The organism is Pseudomonas sp. HD6422 (genome assembly GCF_025377065.1).
Taxonomy (GTDB): domain Bacteria; phylum Pseudomonadota; class Gammaproteobacteria; order Pseudomonadales; family Pseudomonadaceae; genus Aquipseudomonas; species Aquipseudomonas putida_U.
In genome coordinates this window covers 1-26,699 of sequence record NZ_JAHWIW010000056.1, presented here as the reverse complement: position 1 = coordinate 26,699, position 26,699 = coordinate 1, and the positions used below count along the sequence as shown (strand labels likewise).

Sequence of the window (26,699 nt, the reverse complement as noted above, 5' to 3'; positions counted from 1 at the left end):
AAGGAGTTTTTCGTTCCGACTGCGTTGGAAGTGGTGCGCATTATAAGGGGATTCGAAACGGCGTCAACACCTATTTTGAGGAAATCTAGCCACTCACCGTTTTGCGCACTATAGTGCACAACCCGCAGCCCTCCCAGGATCCCTCCTTAAGATGAACACCCCGCCCCGCAGCCTGGCCGCAACCTTGTTCCCGATCGGCCTGCTACTCATTGCCATGGCCTCGATCCAGTCCGGGGCTTCGTTGGCCAAGAGCATGTTCCCCATCATCGGCGCTCAGGGCACCACCACACTGCGCCTGATCTTTGCTTCGGTCCTCATGCTGCTGATCCTCCGTCCCTGGCGTGCACGCCTGACCGCCAAGGCACTGCGCGACATCGTGATCTATGGCATGGCCCTGGGTGGAATGAATTTCCTCTTCTATATGGCACTGCAGACCGTACCCTTGGGTATCGCCGTGGCACTCGAGTTCACCGGCCCACTGGCCGTCGCTCTGTTCGGCTCGCGCAGACCCCTCGACTTCCTGTGGATAGCCCTCGCCGTCACCGGCCTGCTGCTGCTCATCCCGGTTGGCCACGCCGGTCAGTCGCTCGATCTGCAAGGTGCGATCTACGCCCTTGGCGCCGGCGTATGCTGGGCCCTGTACATTCTGTTCGGCCAACGTGCCGGTGCCGAACATGGAATCCAGGGAGCGGCCCTAGGCGTCGTCGTCGCAGCGCTGTTCGTTGCCCCCATCGGGATCGTGCATGCCGGAGCTGCCTTGCTGACCCCCGCCGTGATCCCTCTCGCCCTGGGCGTGGCCGTACTGTCCACCGCCCTACCCTATAGCCTCGAGATGGTCGCGCTCACCCGCATGCCGGCACGTACCTTCGGTACCTTGATGAGCATCGAACCTGCCATAGGTGCGCTTTCCGGCCTGGTGTTCCTCGGCGAGGTACTGAGCATGACCCAATGGCTGGCGATTGGCGCCATCATCACTGCGTCGGTCGGCGCCACACTGGCCATGCGTAAGGCATCCAACCCTCCCGTGGCGGCAGACTGACATGAGAAATACTTTCATTTGAGACGGGATTAAACGTTGTCGTCACCCGGCTCCCTGATTAAGCTGTCACAGGATCATGATCTTCACGCTATTACTATCTGGAACGAACACGGACGCTGGGGAATGTTTAAGGAAGAACCAAAGCGATAACGACAGGGTCTGACAACTCGTCAGCCCTGCAAAATAAGGACAGGAATGAAACGTATTCTGCTCATCCTGGCCGTTTTGGCCATTGCTGGATGTGCCGCAACGGCCAAGACCGAGGTCAAGAAAGGGAAGAAGGGCCTGCACATCAACTGCTCGGGCCTCTCTTCATCCTGGGACAAGTGCTACAGCAAGGCAGCTTCCTCATGCACCTCCCGTGGTTATAAGGTCGTAGCGCGCTCTGGCGATGCTGACGAGGAACCCGGGGACTATCTGTTCGGCATCAACCCTGCCGGATACACCAGTCGCAGCATGATCGTCATCTGCAAGTGAACAAAGGCAGCCTCTGAGCTGCCTGTGTTTCATCCAGCCCGAAGCAAAGCCCTACAGCGCCTGGGTGCGAGCCTCCAACCAGGCCAGCGCATCACCAGACAGCAGCGGGGCGAGTCGCTCACGCACCCTGCGATGGTACTCGTTCAACCAGTCCCGCTCCTCTTTCGCCAACAGTTCCGGCTGTAGGCAACGGGTGTCGATCGGGCACAGGGTCAGGGTTTCGAAGTTCAGGAAGTCGCCAAATACGCTGCTGCCTGCCTCTCGATTGACGACCAGGTTCTCGATGCGAACTCCCCACTCACCTGGACGGTAGGTCCCCGGTTCGATCGAGCTGATCATGCCGACCTGCATCGCCGTCTGCGGCGTGGTCGCCGCTTGATAGGCAATCACCTGCGGCCCCTCATGGACATTCAGGAAATAACCGACTCCGTGCCCGGTCCCATGACCGTAGTCGACCAGATCCGCCCAGATCGGCGCCCGCGCAATGGCATCCAGCAGTGGCGACAGGATGCCGCGCGGGAACGTCGCACGCGACAGGGCGATCATGCCCTTGAGCACACGCGTGCAGTCCCGTTTCTGCTCAAGGCTCGGCTGACCCACCGGAACCATCCGGGTGATATCAGTGGTTCCCCCCAAGTACTGGCCACCCGAGTCGATCAACAGCAGGCCATCCCCTTCGATGACCGCGTGGGACGCCTCCGTCGCACGGTAATGGGGCATGGCACCATTACCGTTGAAGGCTGCAATGGTCGAGAAGCTCAGCGAGACAAAACCTGGACGACGAGCACGTGCGGCACTCAACTGTTCATCGATGGTGAGCTCGGTGATCACCTGCTTGCCCAACTGTGCCTCGAACCAGGCGAAGAACTCGCACAAGGCCGCGCCATCCTGCTCCATGACCTGGCGGATGTGGACCAATTCCTCCTCACCTTTGCACGACTTGCTCAGCGTCGTTGGGTTGAGCCCTTCGATCAGTGCCACCTGGGCATCCAGGCTTTGCAACACACCACAGGTGACACGCGCAGGATCGACCAGCAGCCGACTGGAAGGTGCAAGTGCGGCGAGCGCCGCATCTACCTGCCCGTAGTCACGCACCTCGATACCATCGGCCGCCAGCAGCTGGCGCAAGTGTTCGTCGAGTTTCCCTGAGCCGACGAACAAGACAGCCTGCGTCTGGCTGATCAGCGCGAAGGCGATGAACACCGGGTTGTAGGACACGTCACTACCACGCAGGTTGAACAACCAGGCAATGTCATCCAGTGTCGCGATGAAGTGCCAATCCGCGCCTTTTTCCTGCAGGCTTTCGCGCAATCGCGTCAGCTTTTCGACTCGGCTGCACGGGGCATGGGGAGGCAGATGCTCGTACACAGGATTTGCCGGCAACGCTGGACGGCCCTCCCAGACCTCATCCAGCAGATCGCGGTCGGTCAGCAGGCGCACCTCCCGCGCCTGCAAACGCTCTTGCAACTGGCGCGCCGAGGCGAGCGCCATGACCGTACCGTCCACCGCCACCGAGCCCTTGCGCTCGACATTGTCGCCCAGCCACTCCAAGGCACCTGGCTTTCCGGGCAACAGCTTCATCAATTCGATGCCGCTGCCGGCCAGTTCCTTCTCGGCTTGCGCCCAGTAGCGGCTGTCCACCCATACGCCCGCGAAATCCGCTGTCACTACCAGCGTCCCCACCGACCCATCGAAGCCGGACAACCAGCGGCGGCCCTGCCAATAGCCGGGCAGATATTCGGAAAGATGCGGGTCAGCCGACGGCACCAGCAGGGCGTCGATCCCCTCCCTGGCCATGACCTCGCGCACACGCGCCAGGCGCTCCGGCACGCTCTGCTTGATGGTGGTCTGAACGTTCATGCGCACTCCTGCGGCCACTGCTGGATTGATTCAGGACCACGATAATGGAACAGCCTTCCCGGCCCTGCAATCTCGCCAAGCACTGCCCACCGCGAAATCTTCCTGGCACGGCAGCCCGCCACCCAGCCAAGGTGAACTTCCGCCGGAAGACGTACCTCAGAATCTTTACAGACACCTGGAGGCCCCTGTCATGCCGCGATCCGACGAAGCCAAACGCGCGGTGGTCGTGCTCGACTCCGGCGAGCCCACCGCAGATCACGAGCGTGCCACTCAAAGGAAGCTGGCAGAGCATCTGGCACACTTGCTTGGTTGTCCCTACCTGGAGCCCACTCAAGCCCCAAGGGCCAGTGACCACTACTACTATCTCGCCCCGCAAACCCTGACCGAGCCGCAACGCTACGCCGCACTTGGCATACGCAGCGAACGGGACCTGTTCGGCGGTCTGGTCAGCCAACCTTTCATGGCCACCAAGTCCATTTCCCACCCCCGTCTGGCCACAGGCTATTTCCCACCGGGCTGGAGCGATGACTTCGCTCGACAGGCGAGCAGTGCATTGCTCAAGGGCTATACGGTCTTCAGCAAGCAGGACGCCCGCGAGGCAGCCCGGTTACTGCTCGCCGAGGGCGCCGTGCGCGTGAAGCCGGTCCGTGCCACTGCGGGCCGTGGGCAGCATGTGATCGAGCAATTGCACGAACTCGAGCCCCTGCTTGGAGACATGGACGAACGACAGCTCATGATCTGGGGCTTGGCACTGGAGGAGAACCTCCTCGACGTCGAGACGCTGAGTGTCGGTCAGGTCCGTGTCGCCGGGATCACTTGCAGCTATCACGGCATCCAGCATCTGACCCATGATCACCAGGGCACCGAGGTCTACGCCGGCTCCGAGTTGCTGGTCGTGCGCGGCGGCTATGAAGCGCTACTGCAACTTCCCCTGGATGAGCACCTGCGCCTGGCAGTCACCCAGGCGCTCACCTACGAGCAGGCCGCCCAGCACTGCCTACCGGGGTTCATCGCCTCTCGCCGCAACTATGACATCGCCCGTGGCGTCAACGCCCGAGGTCACCTGCGCAGCGGCGTCCTGGAACAATCCTGGCGCCCCGGCGGCGCCAGTAGCGCAGAAGTGCTGGCGCTCCAGGCGTTCGCCGATGATCCCGCCCTGCAACAGGTACGCGCCTCTTCGCACGAGGTATTCGGCACCTTCCACCTCCCCCGCGATTCAACTCTTTTCTACCAAGGACAAGACAGTGAACTCGGACAATTCAGCAAATACGCGCAGATCCATGGCCATGACCATTCAGAGCGACACCGTTGAGCTGCAGGTCGACAACGACACGATTGCCGGCACGCTGGTCAGCCCTGGTAGCAAGATGCCCGGCATCCTGTTCGTCCATGGCTGGGGCGGCAGCCAGCAACGCGACCTGGCGCGCGCCCGGCAGATCACTGGCCTTGGCTGCGTGTGCATGACATTCGACCTGCGCGGCCATGAAAAAACCGAAAGCCAGCGACTGACAGTGACCCGCGAACAGAATCTCCAGGACCTGCTCGCGGCCTACGATTGCCTGGCCAGCCACCCCGCTGTCGACAATGGCGCGATCGCCCTGATCGGCAGCAGCTACGGCGGCTACCTGGCAACCTTGCTGACCCGCCAGCGGCCGGTGAAATGGCTGGCTTTGCGCGTCCCCGCGATGTACTGGGACGAAGAGTGGGACACGCCCAAACAGACACTCGATCGCCAACGCCTCAATGCCTATCGCCAGCGGACCCTGGGTCCTGCCGACAACCGCGCGTTGGGCGCGTGCGCCGAATTCGAAGGCGATGTGTTGCTGGTCGAGTCGGAGCAGGACGACTACGTGCCGCACACCACCTTGATGAGCTACCGCTCGGCGTTCATCAATGCTCACTCGCTGACCCACCGCATCCTCGACGGCGCCGACCATGCATTGTCCAGCGAGGAAAGCCAGAAAGCCTACAGTTCGATTCTCGCCGCCTGGGTCAATGAGATGGTGGTCGGCGCACGCTTGGACCGTTATCCGCACTATGCGCCGTGGTATGCATGAACTGGAATCAGCCAGACAGCGCAAGGCGCGCCGGTAGCCGGAACGTTGAGCGGCTCTGATACGGTTCAGATCACCACATTACGCACGAAACGCACGGGAATGACGCCATCGTTGCGGTAGGCATACCGACAGTTACTGGGAAACACATGGAATTGTCGGGCCTGAAGGGACAACTCGACCCCTTCGATGATCAGTGTGAGCTCGCCCTCGGTCACGTAAATCTGCTCGCTCCAGCCCTCGGCATCCGCTTCGCTGGTGTAGAGCTCGCCGGGGGCCAGGGTCCACTCCCAGATCTCCACTTCGCGCCGGGCGGTGCTACTGGCCAGCAGTACCGCCTTGCTCTGCGGCTGCTCGCCGGCCCAGGCCAGCTCATCGATGCGACTGGGATCACGCAGGTCAGGCGCCTGGATCAACGTGCTGAAGGCTACTCCCAGGGCCTCGGCAATCAGGTCGAGCGTGGTCAAGCTGACATTCTTCTCACCTGCCTCGATCGCTACCAACATCCGCCGACTGACGCCAGAGCGCTCGGCCAAGGCGCTCTGGCTCATGCCTGCGGCATTGCGCAGGCTGCGGACATTGAAGCTGACATGTTGCAGCACCGACGCACGATGCGCTGAATCTTTGTGCACTATATTGCTCACTTTTGCCATTTGCGCAGTATACTGCCCACTTTTGCGGCGATTGTGCGCCGCGCCTTTCGAGTGTGCAAGACCATGACCGCCTCCACCCGCCACCCCCAATCTACCCTCACCCTGCGCTTGAGCAAGGCCGAAATGGTACTGGTGTTCATCACCATGCTGTGGGGGGGTACCTTCCTGCTGGTGCATAACGTCATGACCGTGAGCGGGCCGATGTTCTTCGTCGGGCTGCGTTTCGCCGCGGCAGCGTTGTTCGTCGGCCTGGTCTCGGCGCGCTGCCTGACCGGCCTGACCGCCACCGAACTGAAGGCCGGTGTGCTGATCGGCACCGCCATCATGCTGGGCTATGGCTTGCAGACCATGGGTTTGCAAACCATCAGCAGCAGCCAGTCGGCATTTATCACCGCGCTCTACGTACCGTTCGTGCCGCTGCTGCAATGGCTGGTGCTCGGCCGCCGCCCAGGGCTGATGCCAAGCATCGGGATCTGCCTGGCGTTCGTCGGCTTGATGCTGCTGGCAGGGCCTGAAGGCGGCGCTTTGCACTTCAGCGAAGGGGAGGTGGTGACCTTGGTCAGCGCGGTTGCCATTGCCGGAGAAATAATCCTGATCAGCCGCTATGCCGGCCAGGTCGATGTTCGCCGGGTGACCGTGGTGCAACTGGCCACGGCCTCGCTGCTGTCATTCCTGATGATCGTGCCGACCCAAGAGCGCCTGCCCGAGTTTTCCTGGCTGCTGTTGCTCAGCGCGCTGGGACTGGGCGCGATGAGCGCGGTCATCCAAGTGGCAATGAACTGGGCGCAGAAATCGGTTTCGCCTACACGCGCTACGCTGATCTATGCTGGCGAGCCGGTCTGGGCCGGTATCGTCGGGCGGATCGCCGGGGAACGCCTGCCGGGCGTGGCGCTGCTCGGCGGCCTGCTGATCGTGGTGGCGGTAGTGGTCAGCGAACTGAGGTGGCGACGCAGCGTCGGTGAAAACCCAACCCAGGAACGACACTTCGAAGGTGAACGCTCCACCGACCTGTGAACCTTTCGACAGCGGCTATGCTCTGTAAAAAACTGTTATAAAAAAACAGCTTGTCACAGCACTTTTGTAGGATTCTGCGACAGCTTGCGTGTTGGTGATCGACAACGCGGCACGTATGATCCTTGGCAATCCTTCTAGAATAGACCGCTATGTCATTGATAGTGCTACTGCTTCTGCCGTTCATAGGCAGTTGCCTGGCAGCCATGCTGCCGCACAATGCCCGGAACGCCGAGTCCATACTGGCCGGGGTCGTGGCCCTGGTCGGCACAGTCCAGGTAGCACTGCTGTACCCCCAGGTTGCCCATGGCGGGGTGATTCGCGAGGAATTCCTCTGGCTGCCGAGCCTGGGTCTGAACCTGGTACTGCGCATGGACGGCTTCGCCTGGCTGTTCTCGCTGCTGGTATTGGGCATTGGCACGCTGGTATCCCTGTACGCGCGCTACTACATGTCGCCACAGGATCCGGTACCGCGTTTCTTCGCTTTCTTCCTGGCGTTCATGGGCGCCATGCTCGGCGTGGTGATCTCCGGCAACCTCATCCAGCTGGTGTTCTTCTGGGAACTGACCAGCCTGTTCTCGTTCCTGTTGATCGGTTACTGGCACCACCGCGCCGACGCCCGACGCGGTGCCTACATGGCGCTGATGGTCACCGGCGCCGGCGGTCTGTGCCTGCTGGTCGGGGCCCTGCTGCTCGGGCATGTGGTCGGCAGCTACGACCTGGACAAGGTCCTGGCGGCCGGCGAGCTCATCCGCCAGCACGCGCTGTACCCCGTACTGTTGCCGTTGATCCTGATCGGCGCGCTGAGCAAGAGCGCGCAGTTCCCCTTCCAGTTCTGGTTGCCCCATGCCATGGCGGCGCCGACACCGGTATCGGCGTACCTGCACTCGGCGACCATGGTCAAGGCCGGGGTATTCCTGCTGGCCCGTTTGTGGCCGGTGCTGTCGGGCAGCGAGGAATGGTTCTGGATCGTCGGCGGAGCCGGCGCCATAACCCTGCTGCTGGGCGCCTTCGCTGCGATGTTCCAGAATGACCTCAAGGGCCTGCTGGCGTACTCGACCATCAGCCATCTGGGCCTGATCACCCTTCTGCTCGGTCTCAACAGTCCGCTGGCGGCGGTCGCCGCCGTGTTTCACATTCTCAACCATGCCACCTTCAAGGCCTCGTTGTTCATGGCCGCCGGCATCATCGACCACGAAAGCGGCACCCGCGACATCCGCCGCCTCAGCGGCCTGATCCGACTGGTTCCGTACACCGCCACCCTGGCCATGGTCGCCAGCGCCTCGATGGCCGGCGTGCCATTGATGAACGGTTTCCTGTCCAAGGAAATGTTCTTCGCCGAAACCGTGTTCATCAGTTCCACCGCCTGGGTCGAGGCGACCTTGCCGGTGATCGCCACCTTGGCCGGCACCTTCAGCGTGGCCTACGCGCTGCGGTTCACTGTCGACGTATTCTTCGGCCCCACTGCCGAGGATCTGCCCCACACCCCCCACGAGCCACCGCGCTGGATGCGCGCGCCCGTCGAGCTGCTGGTGCTGGTGTGCCTGGTAGTCGGTATCTTCCCCGCCCAATCGGTCGGCCCGCTGCTGGCTGCCGCAGCGCTGCCAGTGGTTGGCGGGACCCTACCCGAATACAGCCTGGCCATCTGGCATGGCTGGAACGCCCCGTTGATCATGAGCCTGGTGGCCATGAGCGGCGGCGTGCTGCTCTACCTGCTGCTGCGCAAGCAACTGCGCAGGGGCCGCTTCCCGTATCCGCCGCTGATTGAGCGCTTCAATGGCAAGCGCCTGTTCGAGCACGGCCAGGTACACCTGATGCTGCTGGCTCGGCGCGTCGAGCGGCTGCTGACCAGCCGTCGCCTGCAAGCGCAACTGTTCATGGTGGTGCTCGTCGCTTTTCTCGCCGGCCTCACGCCCATGCTCTACAGCGGCCTATCCTGGGGTGACCGACCGAAGATTCCGGGCTCCGGTGTGTTCGTCGCGCTGTGGCTGATCGCCATCGCCTGCGCCATCGGCGCGGCCTATCAGGCCAAGTACCACCGTCTGGCCGCGCTGATCATGGTCGGCGTCTGTGGTCTGATGACCTGCATCACCTTCGTCTGGTTCTCGGCCCCGGACCTGGCCTTGACCCAATTGGCGGTGGAAGTGGTGACCACCGTGCTCATCCTCCTTGGCCTGCGTTGGCTGCCACGACGCATCGAAGGGGTGTCGCCGTTGCCGGGCAGTCAGGACCGGGCGCGCGTTCGCCGCCTCCGCGACCTGTTGCTGGCAGTATTGGTCGGTGGCGGCATGGCGTTGCTCTCGTATGCGATGCTGACACGACCGACGCCCAACGATATCTCCTCGTTTTATCTCAGCCGGGCGCTGCCCCAGGGCGGTGGCACCAACGTGGTCAACGTGATGCTGGTGGACTTCCGCGGCTTCGATACCCTGGGCGAGATCACCGTTCTGGTGGCCGTGGCCCTGACCGTATTCGCCCTGCTGCGCCGCTTCCGCCCACCGAAGGAGAGCATGCAGCTGCCTGCCCAGCAGCGCTTGCTGGCACCCGATGTGGTCACCGACCTGATCAACCCACGCCACGCCGCCGACACCGCGCTGGGCTTCATGATGGTTCCGGCGGTGCTGGTGCGCCTGTTATTGCCGATTGCCCTGCTGGTGTCGATGTACCTGTTCATGCGCGGCCACAACCAACCCGGTGGCGGCTTCGTCGCCGGCCTGGTGATGTCGGTGGCGTTCATCCTCCAGTACATGGTCGCCGGTACCCAGTGGGTCGAGGCACAGATGAGCCTGCGGCCACTGCGCTGGATGGGGACCGGTCTTCTGTGCGCCACCCTGACCGGCGTGGGTGCCATGGTGCTGGGCTATCCCTTCCTCACCACCCATACCGCGCACCTGCACCTGCCGGTGATCGGCGACATGCACATCGCCAGCGCATTGTTCTTCGACGTCGGCGTGTACACCGTAGTGGTCGGATCGACGCTGCTGATTCTGACCGCCCTCGCCCACCAGTCGGTGCGGGCACATCGTCCGGGCAACCCGGCCAAACCCAGCCAAGCAGGAGCCGCCTGATGGAAGAAGTCATTGCAGTCGCCATCGGCGTACTGGCCGCCTCGGGTGTGTGGCTGGTGCTGCGCCCCCGAACCTATCAGGTGATCATGGGCCTATGCCTGCTGTCGTACGGGGTCAACCTGTTCATCTTCAGCATGGGTAGCCTGTTCATCGGCAAGGAGCCGATCATCAAGGAAGGCGTGACCCAGGACCTGCTGCACTACACCGATCCTCTGCCCCAGGCCTTGGTGCTGACCGCCATCGTCATCAGCTTCGCCATGACCGCGCTGTTCCTGGTCGTGCTCCTGGCATCGCGCGGCCTGACCGGCACCGACCACGTGGATGGCCGGGAGCGCGACGAATGAGTGGCATGAGCCAACTGATCATCGCGCCAATCCTGCTGCCGCTGCTCACCGCGGCGATCATGCTGCTGATCGGCGAAAAACACCGTCAGCTCAAGGCGCGCCTGAACCTGCTGTCGAGCTTCGTCGGACTTGGGATCGCCGTCAGCCTGCTGTTATGGATCCGTACCCAGGGCCAGGCCGAGTCGATTGGGGTTTACCTGCCCGGCAACTGGCCAGCACCCTTCGGTATCGTGCTGGTGCTGGATCACCTGTCGGCACTGATGCTGACCCTGACCGGAATCATCGGCGTCAGCGCCCTATTGTTCGCCCGTGCTCGCTGGGACAGTGCCGGTGCCAGCTTCCATGCACTGTTCCAGATCCAGCTGATGGGCTTGTACGGCGCCTTCCTGACTGCCGACCTGTTCAATCTCTTCGTATTCTTCGAGGTGCTGCTGGCGGCCTCCTATGGTCTGCTCCTGCACGGTTCGGGCCGGGCCCGAGTACGCGCCGGACTGCATTACATCGCCATCAACCTGTTCGCATCGTCGCTGTTCCTGGTAGGCGCGGCGATGCTCTACGGTGTCACCGGCACGCTGAACATGGCCGATCTGGCGCTGAAGATCCCGTTGGTACCGGAAGCAGACCGAGGCTTGCTGCATGCCGGCGCGGCGATCCTGGCGGTGGCCTTCCTGGTCAAGGCCGGTATCTGGCCGCTGAACTTCTGGCTGGTGCCGGCCTACGCTTCGGCCAGCGCGCCGGTGGCGGCACTGTTCGCCATCATGACCAAGGTCGGCCTGTATGCGTTGCTGCGTCTGTGGACTCTGCTGTTCTCCGACCAGGCCGGCGCTTCGGCACACTTCGGTGGCCATTGGCTGGTGTATGGCGGTCTGATGACCCTGGCAATCGCTGCCATTTCCATTCTCGCAGCGCAACGCCTGGAGCGCATGGCGGGCCTGAGCATCCTGGTCTCGGCGGGCACGCTGCTGGCTGCGGTCGGCTTCGCCCAGCCCGCGTTGACCGGTGCAGCGCTGTTCTACCTGGTCAGTTCGACCTTGGCCCTCTGTGCCCTGTTCCTGCTCGCCGAACTGATCGAACGCTCGCGATCGGCCAACGAAGTGCCTCTGGAGGACGAAGAGGGGGTGATGCCCTCTCCGCTCGAGTCGCTGCACCCGCCCAAAGGCATCAATCTGGACGATGAACAAAAAGCGGTGATCGGCCAGGTCATCCCGTGGACCATGGCGTTCCTGGGCCTCAGTTTCATTGCCTGTGCACTACTGATCATCGGCATGCCGCCGTTCTCGGGCTTCATCGGCAAGCTCAACCTGATCAGCGCTTTGTTCAACCCACTGGGGCTTGGCAGGCCCGTCGAGCAACCGCTGTCAGCGTCCGGATGGGCACTGGTGGCCTTGCTCATCCTGTCCGGTCTTGCCTCGCTGATCGCTTTCGGCCGGGTTGGCATCCAGCGCTTCTGGAAGCCTGAAGAGCGGCCCTCGCCGTTACTGCGTCGCTATGAATGCCTGGCCGTGGTCGCACTGCTGGGTCTGTGCACCCTGCTGAGCTTCCGCGCCGAGCCCGTGCTGCGCTATACCCAGGACACCGCCGCCAGCCTGCAGGCCACGGACGCCTACATTCAGGCGGTGATGGCTGCCAGGCCACGACCGGGTCCGACCATCCTCGACTTGCAGGTGCAGCCATGACACGACTGTTTCCCGCCCCACTGCTATCGGCCGCGCTATTCGTTCTATGGTTGTTGCTGAATCTATCGGTCAGCCCCGGCAATCTGGTGCTGGCTGCTGCGCTGGCGGTGTTGGCACCGCTGCTGATGGCCCCCTTGCGCCCGCAGCATGCCTATGTGCGCAAGCCAATGGCGATCGCTAGGCTGATCGGCCGGGTCGGCATCGATGTCATCGTCTCCAACCTGCAGGTGGCCCGTATCGTCCTGCGGGCGGGGCGTCGCCCTCCCCACTCGCGCTTCGTGCACATCCCACTGGAACTGCGCGATGCCCACGGTTTGGCTGCACTGTCGACGATTACCACGGTGGTGCCCGGCACAGTCTGGTCGGAACTGGCCCTGGACCGTAGCGTGCTGCTGTTGCACGTGTTCGACCTGGATGACGAGCAGAGCTTCATCGAGCACTTCAAGGCCACTTATGAACGCCCGCTAATGGAGATATTCGAATGACTGGGCTGCTCGCCAACGCGCTCCTCGCCAGCCTGTTCATCCTCGCCCTGTCGATGGCCCTGGCGCTGATCCGGCTGTTTCTCGGCCCGTCCGCACAGGACCGGGTGCTGGCGCTGGACTACCTGTATATCCTGGGCATGTTGATGATGCTGGTGCTGGGGATCCGCTACGCCAGTGACACCTATTTCGAGGGTGCGCTGTTGATAGCCCTGTTCGGCTTCGTCGGCTCGTTCGCCCTGGCCAAGTTCCTGTTACGCGGCGAGGTAATCGAATGAACACGACCCCCGAACTGCCGTTCTGGCTGGAAGTACTGACCGCCATCCTGTTGCTGGTGGGCAGCCTGTTTGCCCTGATCGGTGCGGTTGGCCTGCTGCGGTTGAAGGACTACTTCCAGCGCATGCATCCGCCAGCCCTGGCCTCGACCATCGGTGCCTGGTGCGTTGCCTTGGCGTCGATCCTGTACTTCTCCTGGTTGAAGCAGGCGCCGGTATTGCATGCGTGGCTGATACCCGTGCTGCTGGCCATCACCATGCCAGTCACCACTCTCCTGCTGGCCCGAGCTGCACTGTTTCGCAAGCGCATGGCCCGCGAGCCAGTGCCGGAGGAAGTCAGCAGCGGACACGACCGCGGCCATTGAAACATTAGTGTCGAGTCAGGCGTTGCAACTCGCGACGGACCATGGCGGCATAAGGCGGCGGGCTGAGCTGGTAAAGCTGCCCAGCCACCCAGTTCAGCCAAGTACCCTGCAACTGTTCGCGCATGGCCAGCAGGCGCTGGGCCTCGGCGAGTGCCGCAGGCCCATGCTCACGGTGAAAGGCAGCGCGCCCTTCGGCCGGGTCCTGGTTCATTCGCTGGCCTTGAAGGTGGTCAGCTCGCCCTTGCGCCACTTGGCGACCTTACCGGTCACCGCCTTCAGCAACTTGCCCAGGCCTTCCTGCACCTGCTGTTGGGCAGCAAATACCAGCATGACGCCCTGGCCCTCGCGGAATACGATACCCTCGCCCTCCGGCACCGAGACGAAGGCATAGTCGCCCACGCCGTAGACGTTCAACTTGATCTCGCGAAAGCGCATTTCCAACTTGCCGCCTTCACGGCTGGGCAATACGGCGGCACGAAAGTGGTCACCCACTTTCAGCTCTAGTCGCTGTTTGTCGTCGACCACCAACGCGCTGTCGGTATCGATCTCGGCCATGTACAGGCCTTCAGGATTCTGTTCGGTAATATAAATGAAACGCCCTTGGAACAGCTTGGCCAACTTGCCGCGCAAATCGCCCAAGGCAAACAAGGCGTGGGTATCAAGAGTACTGACTGCCAATGAAGTGATCCTCAAACCGGTAACATCCCGCCCCCCTCTCGCGCTGGACGAGGCACGGTCATTTCAAGTCGATAAACAAAAATAGTAATGAAGCTATGCACGCACTATCTGTGCCGCTTGGCGATGCAGCTTGCAGGAAACGTCAAGGCACACTGCCGGAAAAGCGTCGTGCGGGGCTTACGACATAGTTCCCAATCGGGAAGCGTAACGTCAGACAACAGTCACGCCGGAAAAGATGCAATGGATAACTACAGAGCCGGGGCAGAAGTCTGGCTCTGGCGCCATCGGGACATCGCACAAGGAAATATGCACGAAAACACTGAAATCCGTCGAGAGGAAAACGATATTTCTTACCCGCTGTCGCTGCATCGCATCATGGCAGGGCGCATTACTTAGCAGCCTAACGATAGGTCAATGATACGCCTGCGCCGGCGCCAGGAAAAGTGCCACCTTACATAGGCAACTCGCACCTTTGCCCATGCACGCTTCTCTGTGCAGCCAAACAATGCAAAAAGCCCCAGGGATTGCTCCGTGGGGCTTTGCACACCGCGCTCGGTCAGATCTGCCGTTGGTGGCGGTCGAGCTGCTCGTGGCGCTCCTGGGCTTCGATGCAGTACTTGGTGGTCGGACTGATCAGCAGTCGCTGCAGGCCGATTGGCTCACCGCTGTCGTCGCACCAGCCAAAGCTCTCGTCGGCGATACGGCCCAGGGCCATCTCCAGCTGCGGCAGCAAACGCTGGTCGCGCTCGATGGCATTGACCAACCAGTGACGCTCCTCTTCGACCGAAGCCACGTCAGCCGGATCCGATGGGGTATCCAGGCTTTCGATGGTGGCGCGGCTCAGCTCGATGCGTTCATGGGTTTCGACTTTCATCGCTTGCAGCAGGCCGGTGAAGAATGCCAGCTGGTCAGCGTTCATGTAGTCATCGGCCGACATGGCCAGCAACTGTTCCTTGGTCATCGATATCTCTATGAAAAAATGTGCATTTGGGCGATTCGGGTGCGCTCGATGCCTCGGCATCGAGCACGGAATTCTTCAAGCGCCAACCGGCACTCTTTTGCAGGGGGCGGCAGTCTAAGGCGCCACGTCGCATGGAGCAACAGCAATCAGGGGGTAATTCACCTGAAATGGCCTGGATTCCGCTGGTCGGTGCCAGCCGATGACTGCAGAGTCGGTCATAGCGCACCGCCAGGGTACCTATAAAAAAAGAAAAACCCCACACCTCGAAAGCTGTGGGGTTGCCGAGCACGGCAGGTTGTCGTCTAACAGTCCTTGAATTGCGGCTCACGTTTAGCGATGAACGCTGCCATGCCTTCCTTCTGGTCTTCGGTGGAGAACGCTGCGTGGAAGACTCGACGCTCGAAGCGTACGCCTTCGCTGAGGTTGACCTCGAAAGCGCGGTTGACACTCTCCTTGACCATCATGCTGACCGGGATCGACTTGCTGGCGATGGTGGCGGCCACCTTCAGTGCTTCTTCCAGCAATTGCGCTTGTGGCACCACCCGCGCCACCAGCCCCGCCCGCTCGGCTTCCTCGGCGCCCATCAGGCGGCCACTGAGGCACAGCTCCATGGCCTTGGCCTTGCCCACCGCGCGGGTCAGCCGCTGGGTTCCGCCCATGCCAGGCAGTACGCCCAGGTTGATTTCCGGCTGGCCGAACTTGGCATTGTCGGCGGCCAGGATGAAGTCGCACATCATCGCCAGTTCGCAGCCTCCACCCAAGGCAAAGCCGGACACGGCGGCGATGATCGGCTTACGCCGGTTGGCGATACGATCGGCATCGCTGAACAGGTCATCGACGTAGATCTGCGGATACTGCAGGTCGGCCATTTCCTTGATGTCGGCGCCGGCGGCAAAGGCCTTGGCAGAACCAGTCAGCACCACGCAGCCGATGTTCGGGTCACGCTCGAGCTGGTCCAGGGCCTGGTTGATTTCACCGACGATCTGCGCATTCAGGGCGTTCAGCGCCTGGGGGCGGTTGAGGGTGATCAGGCCGACTTTGCCGTGGATATCCAACAGGATGGTTTCGAATGCCATGCGGTCTGCTCCTTCAAAGATTGCGCGCAATGACCATGCGCTGTATGTCGCTGGTGCCTTCATAGATCTGGCAGACACGTACGTCGCGATAGATCCGCTCCAGCGGGAAGTCGCTCAGATAGCCATATCCACCCAAGGTCTGCAAGGCGTCCGAACAGACCTTTTCGGCCATTTCCGAGGCAAAAAGCTTTGCCATCGAAGCTTCTACCAAGGCTGGTCGCCCGGCATCCCGCAGCGCCGCAGCATGCAACACCATCTGCCGCGCAACGGCGATGCGCGTCGCCATGTCGGCCAGCCGGAAGGCCACTGCCTGATGCTCGATCAGCGGTTTGCCGAAACTTCGCCGCTCGTGGGCATAGTCACGTGCCACCTCGAAGGCCGCTCGCGCCATGCCCACCGCCTGGGAGGCAATACCGATACGACCGCCTTCGAGATTGGCCAGGGCGATCTTGTAGCCTTCGCCCTCCTCGCCCAGGCGGTTGGCCACCGGCACACGCACATCGTCGAAGACGATCTGGCAGGTATCCGAAGCGTGCTGGCCGAGCTTGTCCTCGATTCGCGCCACCTGGTAGCCGGGTGAATCAGTGGGCACGATGAACGCGCTGATACCGCGCTTGCCGGCCTGCGGATCGGTCACGGCGAAGACGATCACCACTCCGGCGTTGAGCCCGGAGGTGATGAACTGCTTGCTGCCATTGAGCACATATTCGTCACCGTCACGGCGGGCACGGGTCTTCAAGCTGCTGGCATCGGAGCCGGCCTGAGGTTCGGTCAGGGCGAACGCCCCGAGCATCGCGCCACTGGCCAGTGGGGTGAGGAACTGCGTCTTCTGCTGCTCGTTGCCGAAGCGCAGGATCGGCACGCAACCTACCGAGTTGTGCACGCTCATGATGGTCGAGCAGGCGCCATCGCCGGCGGCGATTTCCTCCAGGGCCATGGCATAGGCCACATAACCGGTATCGCTGCCGCCCCATTGTTCCGGTACCAGCATGCCGAACAAGCCTAGCTCGGCCATTTCCTGGATGGCTTGCGTGGGGAAGCGGTGCTCCTTGTCCCACTGCTCGGCAAAAGGCTTGAGCCGCTCCTGGGCAAAGTCGCGCACCGCGTCGGCGATTTGTTGTTGTTCGTCAGTTACCAGCATGGTTCACCTCAGTACAGGCATTCGATGGCCATGGCCGTGGCTTCGCCGCCGCCGATGCAGATGGCCGCCACGCCTCGGCGCAGGTTGTTCTGGCGCAGGGCCGATAGCAAGGTCACCAGGATCCGTGCGCCCGAGGCGCCGATGGGGTGGCCCAAGGCGCAGGCGCCGCCATGAATGTTGACCTTCTCGTGGGGCAGGTCGAGATGCTTCATGGCAGCCAGGGTCACCACAGCGAAGGCTTCGTTGATCTCGAACAGATCGACCTCACCCAGGCGCCAACCGGTGCGCTGCATCAGTTTGTCGATTGCACCGATCGGTGCGGTAGGAAACAGCGCCGGAGTGTCGGCGAACGCAGAATGCCCGTGGATCACCGCCAGCGGCTTGAGACCGCGTTTTTCAGCCTCTGAGCGACGCATCAGCAGCAATGCGGCAGCGCCATCGGAAATCGAACTCGAGTTGGCCGCCGTCACCGTGCCGCCTTCACGGAACGCCGGTTTCAGCTGCGGGATCTTGTCCAGGCGGGCCTTGGGCGGTTGCTCGTCATCCTTGATGAGTCGGGTCTGCTTGCCCTCGATGACCTCCACCGGGACGATCTCGGCGGCGAAACGACCACTACTGATGGCCGCCTGAGCACGGGTCAGCGAGTCGATGGCGAACCGGTCCTGGACTTCGCGGCTGAACGCGTTGGCCTGAGCGCAATCCTCGGCGAAGGTGCCCATCAGTCGACCCTTGTCGTAGGCGTCCTCCAGGCCGTCCATGAACATATGGTCGATGACCCGACCATGGCCCATGCGATAGCCACCACGGGCCTTGTCCAGCAGGTACGGGGCATTGCTCATGCTCTCCATGCCACCTGCCACCACCACCTCGGCGCTGCCGGCCAGCAGCAGGTCATGGGCCATGATCGCAGCCTGCATGCCAGATCCACACATCTTGTTCAAGGTGGTGCAGGTCGTGTGCTTGTCCAGGCCCGCGCCAAGGGCGGCCTGACGCGCTGGCGCCTGCCCCTGCCCGGCCGGCAGGACGCAGCCGAACAGCACCTGCTCCACGCTAGCCGCGTCGATGCCGGCGCGCTCGACCGCGGCACGTATGGCCGCGCTGCCCAGCTGTGGCGCGGTAAGGCTCTTGAGGTCGCCCTGCAGGCCGCCCATGGGTGTACGTGCAGCACTGACGATGACGACCGGGTCGTTGGCAATGGACATATCTTCAACTCCTTTACTTGGCAGCCATGCGCAGCGCGCCGTCGAGGCGGATCACCTCGCCGTTGAGCATGCTGTTCTCGATGATGTGGCGGGCCAGGGCGGCGTATTCCTGCGGGCGTCCCAGACGCGGCGGGAACGGGACGCCAGCGGCCAGCGACTCGCGCACTTCCTGGGTCATGCCGGCCATCATCGGCGTCTCGAAGATCCCGGGGGCGATGGTCATCACGCGAATACCGAAACGTGCCAGCTCGCGGGCTGCAGGTAGGGTCAGGCTGGCGATGGCGCCCTTGGAGGCAGCGTAGGCGGCTTGGCCGATCTGCCCATCGTAGGCGGCGATGGAGGCGGTGTTGATGATCACCCCGCGCTCGCCGCCTTCATCAGCGCAGCCCTCGGCCATGGCCGCTGCAGCCAGGCGCAACAGATTGAAGCTACCGACCAGGTTGACGTTAATGACCTTGGCGAAGCTGGCCAGCCCATGGGGGCCTTGCTTTCCCAGGACCTTTTCGGCGCCGACGATGCCAGCGCAATTGATCAGCCCCTGCAGGCTGCCAAAGGCGCTGAGCGCGGCATCCACAGCAGCCTGTGCCGCCTGCTCGTCGCTGATGTCGGCCACCGCGAAGCGGGCGTTGTCGCCTAGCTCGCGGGCCTTGGCCTCGACCGCCTGGGCATTGAGGTCGACCAGCATGACCTTGGCGCCAGCCTCGACCAGCATCTGCGCGGTGGCTGCGCCGAGTCCGGAGGCTGCGCCGCTGACGATGAAGTGCTTGTTGGCGATATGCATGATGTAGGGTCCTCAGGCGCTGGCGCGAACGGCCTGTTGCGCTTGTTGTTTGGCGATTTCCTGGTTACGCAGGATGAAACGTTGCAGCTTGCCGCTCGGGGTTTTCGGCAGCTCGCTGACGAACTCGATTTCACGCGGATAAGCATGGGCGTACAGGCGCTTGCGCACGTGCTGGCGAAGGGTTTCCGCAAGCTCGGCACTGCCCTCGACACCGCTGGCCAATACCACGAAGGCCTTGATCAACTCGGTGCGTTCCGGGTCCGGCTTGCCGATCACCGCGGCCTCGATCACTGCCGGATGTTCGATCAACGCACTCTCGACGTCGAACGGCCCGACCCGGTAGCCGGAGGTTGTGATCACGTCGTCGCTGCGACCGACGAAACTGATGCTGCCATCTTCGTTGAGCTCGACGGTATCGCCGCTGAGGTAGTACTTGCCGATGAATGCCTTGGTCGGCGAAGCGTGATAGCCGCCGAACCAGCACAGCGGCGATTGTTCGCGATCGACCGCCAGGATGCCCGGCTGCCCGGCCGGAAGTTCGCGGTTGTGTTCGTCGAGGACGACGATGCGATGGCCAGGGATGGCGAAACCGGCCGAGCCCAGATTCACGGGATGTTCCAGGCCATGGTGGTTGCACAGCACCATACCCAGCTCGGTCTGCCCGTAATGGTCATGGATGGTGACCCCCAGTTCGTCGCGGAACCAGCGGATGACTTCAGGGTTGAGCGGCTCGCCTGCACTGCTGACCACCCGCAAGCGCCCCTTGATCGGTGTCGCGAAGACCTCGCCAGCGGCAATCAGCAGGCGGTAGGCGGTGGGCGAGCCGGCAAGATTGGTGATGCCCAGCTTGTCGATCACCCGCGCACAACTTTCCACGCTGAACGGGCCATCGTAGAACGTCGTGGCGTGACCCAGTGCCAGGGGACCGGTGACGGCGTAGTAGAGGCCGTAGGCCCAGCCCGGGTCGGCCAGGTTCCAGAAAACATCGTCGGCTCGCAGGTCGATGGCATCGCGCATGTAGCCCTGGAAGGCGACGATGGCACGCAGGGGAACCTCCAACGGTTTGGCCGGACCGGTCGTGCCCGAGGTGAACATCAGCAAGAAAGGATCGTCACCGGTGAGCATGACCGGTTGGCACTCGGCCGATGCGGCGTCGAGCAGTCGCTGGAAGTCCGCCTCTGCGGGTCGGGCGTTGACGGTGATGTGCGCCGGGCATTCGGCGACTTCATCGAGCTTGCCACGGTTACCCTGGTCGGTGACCACGACCTTGGCCTGCGATTGGTGCAGACGGTGTTCGATGGCCTTGGGCCCGAAAGCGGTGAACAACGGCTGGTACACCGCTCCCAGTCGCCAGGTGGCCAGAATCGTCACCAACAGCTCCGGGGTCCGCGGCATGAGCCCGGCCACCCGGTCGCCAGGACCGATCCCATGGTCGCGCAGCACATTAGCGAAACGCCCTGCCATGTGCTGCAACTGTTCGAAACTGTAGCGCTTCCCGCAACCGTCGTCGCTCTCCCAGACAAGCGCCGTGCGGTCGCCACCGACATGACGGTCGCAACATTCGACGCACGCATTGAGCGCGCTCAGGTTGCCATGCAAGGCCGCTTGCACGGCATCGGCATACTGGAACGAACGAACAGCCTCGGGGTAATCGCGCATCGTCAGACTCCTGGTTTCTTATTGTTGGAATCGCACCAAAGGTCTGACGATGGTCCCGCCAAGGCCGCGCGCGGACAATGGCCAAAGCGGTCAATCGCGATGAGCGGTTTGGCCCAATTCGGCCTGGTCTCGGCTCAAGGCTTCGCGGGTCAGTTCCAGCGCCAGATCATGCTGGGCCGCCTGGCGCTCGGCGTTCAGCTCGTCCCATTGCTGTCGATACGCCTGACTGCTCAAGTTTTCCGCTTGCTCATCGATCTGTGTCCCACGCGCGGCGAAGCCCTCGTCGAGCTCGGCGAAGACTTGATGATGCTGGGTGCGCAAATAGCTAATCCAGAAGTCCCGCGTGACGAGGCTTTGTGCCAGCGCTTCCGGCGTCTCCTCCGCACGCACCGTGGCCAACGCTTGCTGCTCGCTTTGTGGGGAGATCGCTGCCAACATGTCGAACCTCATGGTTCGGGGCTGGCAAGGCAGATGCAGCGCCTGGGCCAGACGAATGCGATAGCCAAGCACGACCTCCAGGTCGTCCACCTGCACACCGGCGCGGTGCCTTTGCCTGACCACCTCGAAAGCGAAGTGGTCAACCCGCTCCAGGCGGAACAGTCGCCTGCCCAGTTCGAGCAGCGCCGGCTGCGCATCTGCCTCGATACTGCTTTTTAGCGCAACGTAGACCAACACCTCGATCTGCAGGCGGCTGAAACGCTCCGCCACGCTGTCCACGCATCCCTGCGGCTCCTCGGCGCTGGCAAAGATGCGCCGTTGCAGCGCCTGGTCCTCGTCCAGCGCTTCCAGCAAACTCCACACCTGGTCACGCACATAGTCAGGCTCCCGGGTGAAGTCGCTGGCGTCGGTCAATGCTTGCAGCAGGCTGAACAGTCCGCCACTGCCGGCTTGTCCGCGCAAGCGGGCCCAGAGCTGCGACCTGGCCAACTGGTAGGAAGCTGGCTCGCCCTGCAACCACCTGTCCATCAATGGCAGGATTGGCTCCGATTGCCTGGCGACCACGCCATGCTGGTCGATGCCATAGAAGCGTTCTCGGACCTGCACCGGCAACGGATTGCGGTTGAAGTTGATGCGCACCCGAGTGACCCAAGGGAGCTGCATGAGAGAAGGAGGAATTTCAGCGATCGAGTTGTCGCTCAGGTCAGCGAAATCCAGATCCCGGCACTGGTCAAGGCCGGCGGGTACCGACGTCAACCCGCAGAACGCCACGCGCAAGGCACGCAATCGCGAAGGCATGTCGAAGCGCAGGTCCAGTTGGCCCAATGTGTTATGGCTCAGGTTCAGGGAATGCAGACGCGACAACGATCTGAGTACCTCGCGATTGCTGGGTGTCATGCGAATACGGTTGGCCATCAACGTCAGGTGGCGCAGCGCAGGCAGGTGAGCGATACCGGCCGGAATCGCGGTCAAGCGATTGTTGGTGATGGTCAAGGTATGCAACTGACCGAAGCAGCGCAAGAAGTTCGCCGGCACCTGTTCCAGGTCCTGGCCAGCCAGTATCAGTTCGCCCACATGGCTCAGGTCCACCTCTGCCGGCAATGCAGGTAGCTGCGTGATGCGCCAGCCACTGAGGTTCAGCCGCAGGGTGCCGGAACGACCGTCGTTGGCCAGGACCAGCTCCCCTTCCATGCGCCACGCCGCACGTAACATGTTGGCCATGTGCAAGCGCTGTACCCGGACGCCGCGATTGCGCACCGCCCCTTGCCACTGCTCGAGGGCGCGATCGAGCCGCGCATAATTGCGCTCATGCTGCAGCAGATGGTCGAACGGCGACCCCTCTTCACGCAACAGCCCTTGCAGGAAGGACTCCACCTGGGCCTCATTGAAGCTTGGATAGAGCGCCCGGATCCGGTCACGGAAGGTACCGACCACGCCTTGCCGGCGCGATATCAACCCCCCCAGGGGGTAACCGACACGGCCATCGCTCAAGCGCATCCCTGGTTTGAACCAAGGCGTCGCTTCCCGCCACCCCAGGAGATTGAGCAGCTCACGGCGATCAGTCGGCAGCCGTGCTATGAGCCGGGCACGTAGGCCCGCCCCCGCATGATCGACATCGAGCCCAAGTGCCTCGCGCTGTGCAGGGCTGAGCAACGCGGTCACGGCACTGAACATATCCGCAGGCTCGTCGACATCTTCCTCACGCAGTAGCCCACGATGATCGTACAAGCGGAACCGACCGTCTCGCTGGACCAACACCGTACGCATCTCGGGCTGCCCTTGTGGATTCAAGGTCGCCAGCAACCGGCCGCTGTCCGAGCCTTCCCGCAGCTCCAGGTTCAGCGCGAAGGGCCAGTGAGGCAATCGCCGTAGCAAAGCGAACACCAGCTCGCCCGTGCCCGCCGTGTAGCTGTCATCGAGGAACAGGCCTTCGACGGCGCGGTTGACCCGCGCCTGGGCCAACAGTGAACGGGCCTTGTCGGCGACCTGCAGCGGCACCCTGCCTGCAAGTACCGCTACGCGCTCCATGTTTCGCGGCAGGCCTTGCACGGCCTCTCGGGCATAACGTGCGGGCAGACCGGGAAAGTCTCGCTGGACGATTGCCAACAGGGGATCGTCAGCTTCATCAGCGGCACTCAAGTGGGCAAACAGGTCGGCGCGCCAGGACGCTGGATCCTGTGCAAGCCGCGTGGCCATTTGCGTCTCGCTGAGGTTTTCCATCCCTGGCCGGGTCTTGCACCATGCCAGAATCTGCGGATCATCCACCCGGGGTAGGGGCTGGCTGACACGGACAAGCAACTTGGCGATGCGCGCATCGGCCTCGAAGCGGCTCAAGGCATCGCGCAGGTTGAAAGGTACGGGCCGGTTCTCCACCAACAGCCCGCGCAGTTCATTCTGGCCCATACCCGCTGCCTGCAACACTTGCTCCGCCCGCGACGGCTCCAGCGGCGGGTCGCTGGGCCACAGTCGGTCGAGCATGCGCGAACTGTCGTCCCAGTCCATCGGCTGTTCCAGACGCAGGCGCCAGTAACGTTCACCATTGCCATGTAGTTCCGGCCCGAACGCATCGCGGCGCAGGCGATGACGTAGCCGCCAAGGCCCGTCTGGCCGAGGTTGGTGCACCTCATAGAAGCGCCCGTCAATGCGCAACAGGCGACGGTCTCCATCCGTGAACAGACCATCTTCCTGCAATACCGGCTGCACAGGCCTGACCTCGAACGGCGTGAGATCCTGATTCCACAACCTGGCTTCTTGCTCGTCGCTTTCGACCGGCTGCAAACTGTCAATGAAGCCGCTGCGGGCAAAGCCGCGAGCCACCAGCCCAGCGCCCACCACGGTAACGGCAGTGGCCGCGACCACCTCAGCGACACCCAGCAGATGCTCCATGGCTTCATGTCGATGGCCTTGGGCCCAGTCAGCTACACCTTCGTAACTCTCCTTGACGGTATGGACCACCAACTGGGCCAACAGCAGCTCGCCCAACACGGGTACGAACAGGCCAGCGATACCCAGCGCCCCCATGCCGATGCCCTCCCAACGTGCCAGGCGCGCATGGGCGTTGCTCGCATCGGCATCCGCATTGGGCACCAGCAACAGACGCGCATCGTCCTTGAGCCGCAGGATATGCTGGTCCGCCAGGTGCTTGAACACATCGCCTTGCAGAGTCGCCCCTTGCAACTGCAGGTCAGTGTCGCTGTCGAGCAGCCGCTTGTTCAGCGTGGCGGTAAAGGCAGCGCGCTCGCGCAGTCCGATCATTTCGCCGATGCGCCTGTGCACGGTCGCTTTGCGCAATTCGGCAGCCAGGCCCTGGTTGAGCGTCGAGAGATTGGCAAAATGCTGCAGCGGCTGCTCGGCATCCTGTGGCAGGTACAACACCACGCCCAGGTCTTCACCCTCGGTACCGCGCAGTTGCATGAGCAAGCCGTCAGCGGCCATCCGATCGAGCATTTTCAGTTGGCCTGGATACACATGCAATGCTGGCCGGCCATGCCCCGAACCAGGCTCGACCATTCCCAGCAGCGCCGCGTGCTGGCTGGGTTGCAGTACGCCACGCAGCGCCGCCAGTTCGACCGCCAAGGCAAAACCGGTACGTTTGTGCTCGGCCAACAATGTGCGCACCTGCGCGGTGGCCTGCTGCTCGAGTAACGCCTGGTACTGCTTGCCGACATCCAGTTCCCGGCAGCGCCTGGCAAATGCGTTAGGATCCCCCGACAGCACCGCATTCTGGTCGATCAGCACCAGGCCGCTACCCAGGTAGGATGAGTCGGTGCCCGGAAAATTCTGCATCAAGCGCAGCAAAGCCGGCGAACGGACATACACCGTCTCGTCGGTCGGCAGCCCGCCATCTGCCGGAACGGTAAAGCGCCGGCGCACGTCCAGCCACTGCAAGCCGGCGAGCCCCGCCTCGGCCGCGGCGCCGTCGAGCAGCGCCGAGTAGGCCGCCTCGGCGTACGCCTGGGGAGTCTGCAACGGCTGCAGCGCCTGGGTCAGTCGTTCATGACTGCGCCGATGGGCCGCGTAGCGGTCACGTAACGTGTTGATCTGCTCGACTGACGCCTGCTGCAGCCAGCTGGGCAGCCGGGCTGCCACGAAACGGTCCGGGGCGCTGTCGAGGGTGGTGGTCTTAACCTGCGTCATGGGGGTTCCCAAATGAATGGCAAACCCCGACTCTGCGCTCACGATTGACACCACAGCAGAGGGAAGCGCCGCGACTGCAGCGGGCCCTGCCCAGGGAGCTGGCTCCCCTAGATTCGCTCCTGACCCTGCAACATCAAGGTGCGGTAATGGCCGGGATTGCAACCGAACCATTTGCGGAAGGCCTTGTAGAAGGAGCTGCTGTCGGCAAACCCCAGGCGCTCGGCCACCTGAACCAGTCCCAGCTCCGGCTCGGCCAGCCAGGCGATGGCGAGCTCTCTGCGCACGCTGTCCTTGAGTCCCTGATAGGTCTGCCCCTGCTCGCCGAGACGGCGGCGCAGGGTCGAGGCGGACATGCACAACTCACTGGCCAGTTGCTCGGCATCTGGCCAACAGGCGGCGTCCATGCTCAGCAGATTACGGCGGATCCGCCGCGCCAGGCTGTCAGGGTCGCGGTACTTCACCAGGATATTGCCCGGGGCCTCGGCCAGAAACCGCTGCAGGTCCTGGGGCGTACGCCTGATCGGCAGCTCCAGGCAATCGCCGGTGAGGATCATGCGCGTGCGTGGACGATCGAACTGCAGATTCTCCGAGAACATCACCCGGTAGTCGTCACAGAAAGGCGGCTCGGCGCAGCGCAGGTCGATCGCCAGGATCGGAATACGACGCCCGGCCAACCAACAGGCAACCCCATGCACGATCATCCAGAAGGTGAAATAGGTGAAGGCACGACGCGGTGTGTCGCGCGGCTCGTTGATGACGATCTCGGCGAGGCTCTGCTGGCGGACCAGGCTCGGTTGCAGATCCTCGAGCATCAGCGACAGGAACGCCAGGGCGGTATCCAGCCCCGCGCCGACGCTCGGCTGGGCCATGCTGGCCCGGCACAGGAACGCCAGGCTGCCGGTGGGCAGGCCACGCCGGTCCATGGCAAAGAATTCATCGTTGCAACGTCGTGCCAGCAAGCGCCAGAGCCGGGCATAGGCATCGGCGCTGACCCGTGCATCGGCTTGCCCCAACTGTTCGATATCGATATCGGCACGCGCCAGCAACGCGGTATCCGGCTCCCCGGCCGGACAGGTCTGCAACAGCGCTTCACGGACCAGTTGCATGGAAATGGTGTCTTTCTCGCTCATCGGTTTTCTCCGCGAGATACCCCGTACTTTAGTGCGGGGAGGGATAGCGAGGCGTGCGAACAGCGAGCCCTTACGCCGGCCTGTCTTGCTGCTCGATGTAGCGCCGAACCCCTTCCAATGGCGCACCGCCTACGCTGCCGGCGAAATACGACGCCGACCACAACGCATTCCCCCGCCAGGCTGGTTGCATCA

General features: G+C 62.9%; 25 protein-coding genes. 12 read left to right on the top strand and 13 right to left on the bottom strand.

Going from position 1 to position 26,699, the window contains the following annotated elements; translation table 11 throughout:
• Positions 1–151 precede the first annotated feature (151 nt).
• The gene (rhtA, locus tag KY379_RS26045; RefSeq protein WP_133332145.1) at positions 152–1,039 is read left to right on the top strand and encodes a threonine/homoserine exporter RhtA; all 888 of its coding nucleotides are present in this window, start codon (positions 152–154) and stop codon (positions 1,037–1,039) included.
• A gap of 195 nt (positions 1,040–1,234) precedes the next feature.
• Complete coding sequence (locus KY379_RS26040) at positions 1,235–1,516, top strand: hypothetical protein (RefSeq protein WP_133332144.1); 282 nt, start codon at positions 1,235–1,237, stop codon at positions 1,514–1,516.
• A gap of 51 nt (positions 1,517–1,567) precedes the next feature.
• Here the strand turns inward: KY379_RS26040 and KY379_RS26035 are convergent, their stop codons facing one another.
• Positions 1,568–3,376, bottom strand: a complete 1,809-nt coding sequence (locus KY379_RS26035; protein WP_196173149.1) for an aminopeptidase P family protein — start codon at positions 3,374–3,376, stop codon at positions 1,568–1,570.
• A 190-nt stretch (positions 3,377–3,566) separates the two neighbouring features.
• Between KY379_RS26035 and KY379_RS26030 the strand changes: the two genes are divergently transcribed.
• Together KY379_RS26030 and KY379_RS26025 are read left to right on the top strand one after the other, a co-directional pair.
• Positions 3,567–4,688: a DUF3182 family protein gene (locus KY379_RS26030; RefSeq protein WP_261242033.1), complete on the top strand. Its 1,122-nt coding sequence runs from the start codon at positions 3,567–3,569 to the stop codon at positions 4,686–4,688.
• Complete coding sequence (locus tag KY379_RS26025) at positions 4,663–5,433, top strand: alpha/beta hydrolase family protein (protein ID WP_261242046.1); 771 nt, start codon at positions 4,663–4,665, stop codon at positions 5,431–5,433. Before KY379_RS26030 ends, KY379_RS26025 begins: the two co-directional genes overlap by 26 nt.
• Positions 5,434–5,498: 65 nt before the next feature.
• Here KY379_RS26025 and KY379_RS26020 read toward each other — a convergent pair whose 3' ends face one another.
• Positions 5,499–6,062 (bottom strand): helix-turn-helix domain-containing protein, encoded by a 564-nt coding sequence (locus KY379_RS26020; protein ID WP_133332141.1) that lies wholly within the window; start codon positions 6,060–6,062, stop codon positions 5,499–5,501.
• 84 nt (positions 6,063–6,146) lie between these two features.
• On the opposite strand from KY379_RS26020, the gene KY379_RS26015 reads away from it, so the two are divergent.
• The 7 genes from KY379_RS26015 to KY379_RS25985 all read left to right on the top strand — a co-directional run bounded on the left by KY379_RS26015 (position 6,147) and on the right by KY379_RS25985 (position 13,304).
• Positions 6,147–7,097, top strand: coding sequence for a DMT family transporter (locus KY379_RS26015; protein ID WP_133332140.1), 951 nt, complete (start codon positions 6,147–6,149; stop codon positions 7,095–7,097).
• A gap of 149 nt (positions 7,098–7,246) precedes the next feature.
• Positions 7,247–10,162: a monovalent cation/H+ antiporter subunit A gene (locus KY379_RS26010; protein ID WP_261242035.1), complete on the top strand. Its 2,916-nt coding sequence runs from the start codon at positions 7,247–7,249 to the stop codon at positions 10,160–10,162.
• On the top strand, positions 10,162–10,506 hold the full coding sequence (locus KY379_RS26005) for a Na+/H+ antiporter subunit C (RefSeq protein WP_133332138.1): 345 nt from the start codon (positions 10,162–10,164) through the stop codon (positions 10,504–10,506). Before KY379_RS26010 ends, KY379_RS26005 begins: the two co-directional genes overlap by 1 nt.
• Positions 10,503–12,182, top strand: coding sequence for a monovalent cation/H+ antiporter subunit D (locus tag KY379_RS26000; RefSeq protein ID WP_133332137.1), 1,680 nt, complete (start codon positions 10,503–10,505; stop codon positions 12,180–12,182). The genes KY379_RS26005 and KY379_RS26000 overlap by 4 nt, the downstream gene beginning before the upstream one ends.
• On the top strand, positions 12,179–12,667 hold the full coding sequence (locus tag KY379_RS25995; RefSeq protein ID WP_133332136.1) for a Na+/H+ antiporter subunit E: 489 nt from the start codon (positions 12,179–12,181) through the stop codon (positions 12,665–12,667). Before KY379_RS26000 ends, KY379_RS25995 begins: the two co-directional genes overlap by 4 nt.
• Positions 12,664–12,942, top strand: coding sequence for a K+/H+ antiporter subunit F (locus tag KY379_RS25990; RefSeq protein WP_133332135.1), 279 nt, complete (start codon positions 12,664–12,666; stop codon positions 12,940–12,942). Before KY379_RS25995 ends, KY379_RS25990 begins: the two co-directional genes overlap by 4 nt.
• Complete coding sequence (locus KY379_RS25985) at positions 12,939–13,304, top strand: Na+/H+ antiporter subunit G (RefSeq protein WP_133332134.1); 366 nt, start codon at positions 12,939–12,941, stop codon at positions 13,302–13,304. Before KY379_RS25990 ends, KY379_RS25985 begins: the two co-directional genes overlap by 4 nt.
• 4 nt (positions 13,305–13,308) lie before the next feature.
• On the opposite strand, the gene KY379_RS25980 is transcribed toward KY379_RS25985, so the two are convergent.
• A complete protein-coding gene (locus tag KY379_RS25980) occupies positions 13,309–13,515 on the bottom strand; it encodes a hypothetical protein (protein ID WP_133332133.1) in 207 nt (68 codons plus the stop codon).
• A complete protein-coding gene (locus KY379_RS25975) occupies positions 13,512–13,982 on the bottom strand; it encodes a hypothetical protein (RefSeq protein WP_133332132.1) in 471 nt (156 codons plus the stop codon). The genes KY379_RS25980 and KY379_RS25975 overlap by 4 nt, the downstream gene beginning before the upstream one ends.
• Before the next feature lie 240 nt (positions 13,983–14,222).
• On the opposite strand from KY379_RS25975, the gene KY379_RS25970 reads away from it, so the two are divergent.
• Complete coding sequence (locus tag KY379_RS25970; protein WP_165976119.1) at positions 14,223–14,378, top strand: hypothetical protein; 156 nt, start codon at positions 14,223–14,225, stop codon at positions 14,376–14,378.
• 160 nt (positions 14,379–14,538) lie between these two features.
• Here the strand turns inward: KY379_RS25970 and KY379_RS25965 are convergent, their stop codons facing one another.
• The 9 genes from KY379_RS25965 to KY379_RS25925 all read right to left on the bottom strand — a co-directional run.
• Positions 14,539–14,943, bottom strand: a complete 405-nt coding sequence (locus KY379_RS25965) for a TraR/DksA family transcriptional regulator (RefSeq protein ID WP_012315289.1) — start codon at positions 14,941–14,943, stop codon at positions 14,539–14,541.
• Positions 14,944–15,245: 302 nt separating this feature from the next.
• Entirely contained in the window at positions 15,246–16,019 is a 774-nt protein-coding gene (locus KY379_RS25960) for an enoyl-CoA hydratase (RefSeq protein WP_133332131.1), read from the bottom strand.
• Between the two features lie 13 nt (positions 16,020–16,032).
• Entirely contained in the window at positions 16,033–17,160 is a 1,128-nt protein-coding gene (locus KY379_RS25955) for an acyl-CoA dehydrogenase (protein ID WP_261242039.1), read from the bottom strand.
• 8 nt (positions 17,161–17,168) lie between these two features.
• Positions 17,169–18,362, bottom strand: a complete 1,194-nt coding sequence (locus KY379_RS25950; RefSeq protein ID WP_133332129.1) for an acetyl-CoA C-acyltransferase — start codon at positions 18,360–18,362, stop codon at positions 17,169–17,171.
• A 13-nt stretch (positions 18,363–18,375) separates the two neighbouring features.
• A complete protein-coding gene (locus tag KY379_RS25945) occupies positions 18,376–19,143 on the bottom strand; it encodes an SDR family NAD(P)-dependent oxidoreductase (RefSeq protein ID WP_261242042.1) in 768 nt (255 codons plus the stop codon).
• A 12-nt stretch (positions 19,144–19,155) separates the two neighbouring features.
• Positions 19,156–20,802 carry an acyl-CoA synthetase gene (locus tag KY379_RS25940; RefSeq protein ID WP_261242043.1) on the bottom strand — a complete coding sequence of 549 codons (1,647 nt, stop codon included), beginning with the start codon at positions 20,800–20,802 and terminating at the stop codon, positions 19,156–19,158.
• Positions 20,803–20,892: 90 nt separating this feature from the next.
• On the bottom strand, positions 20,893–25,377 hold the full coding sequence (locus KY379_RS25935) for an NEL-type E3 ubiquitin ligase domain-containing protein (RefSeq protein WP_261242044.1): 4,485 nt from the start codon (positions 25,375–25,377) through the stop codon (positions 20,893–20,895).
• A 107-nt stretch (positions 25,378–25,484) separates the two neighbouring features.
• Positions 25,485–26,507: an AraC family transcriptional regulator gene (locus tag KY379_RS25930; protein ID WP_133332125.1), complete on the bottom strand. Its 1,023-nt coding sequence runs from the start codon at positions 26,505–26,507 to the stop codon at positions 25,485–25,487.
• Between the two features lie 70 nt (positions 26,508–26,577).
• On the bottom strand, positions 26,578–26,699 hold a 122-nt coding region (locus tag KY379_RS25925), incomplete at its 5' end, for a transposase (protein ID WP_207955655.1).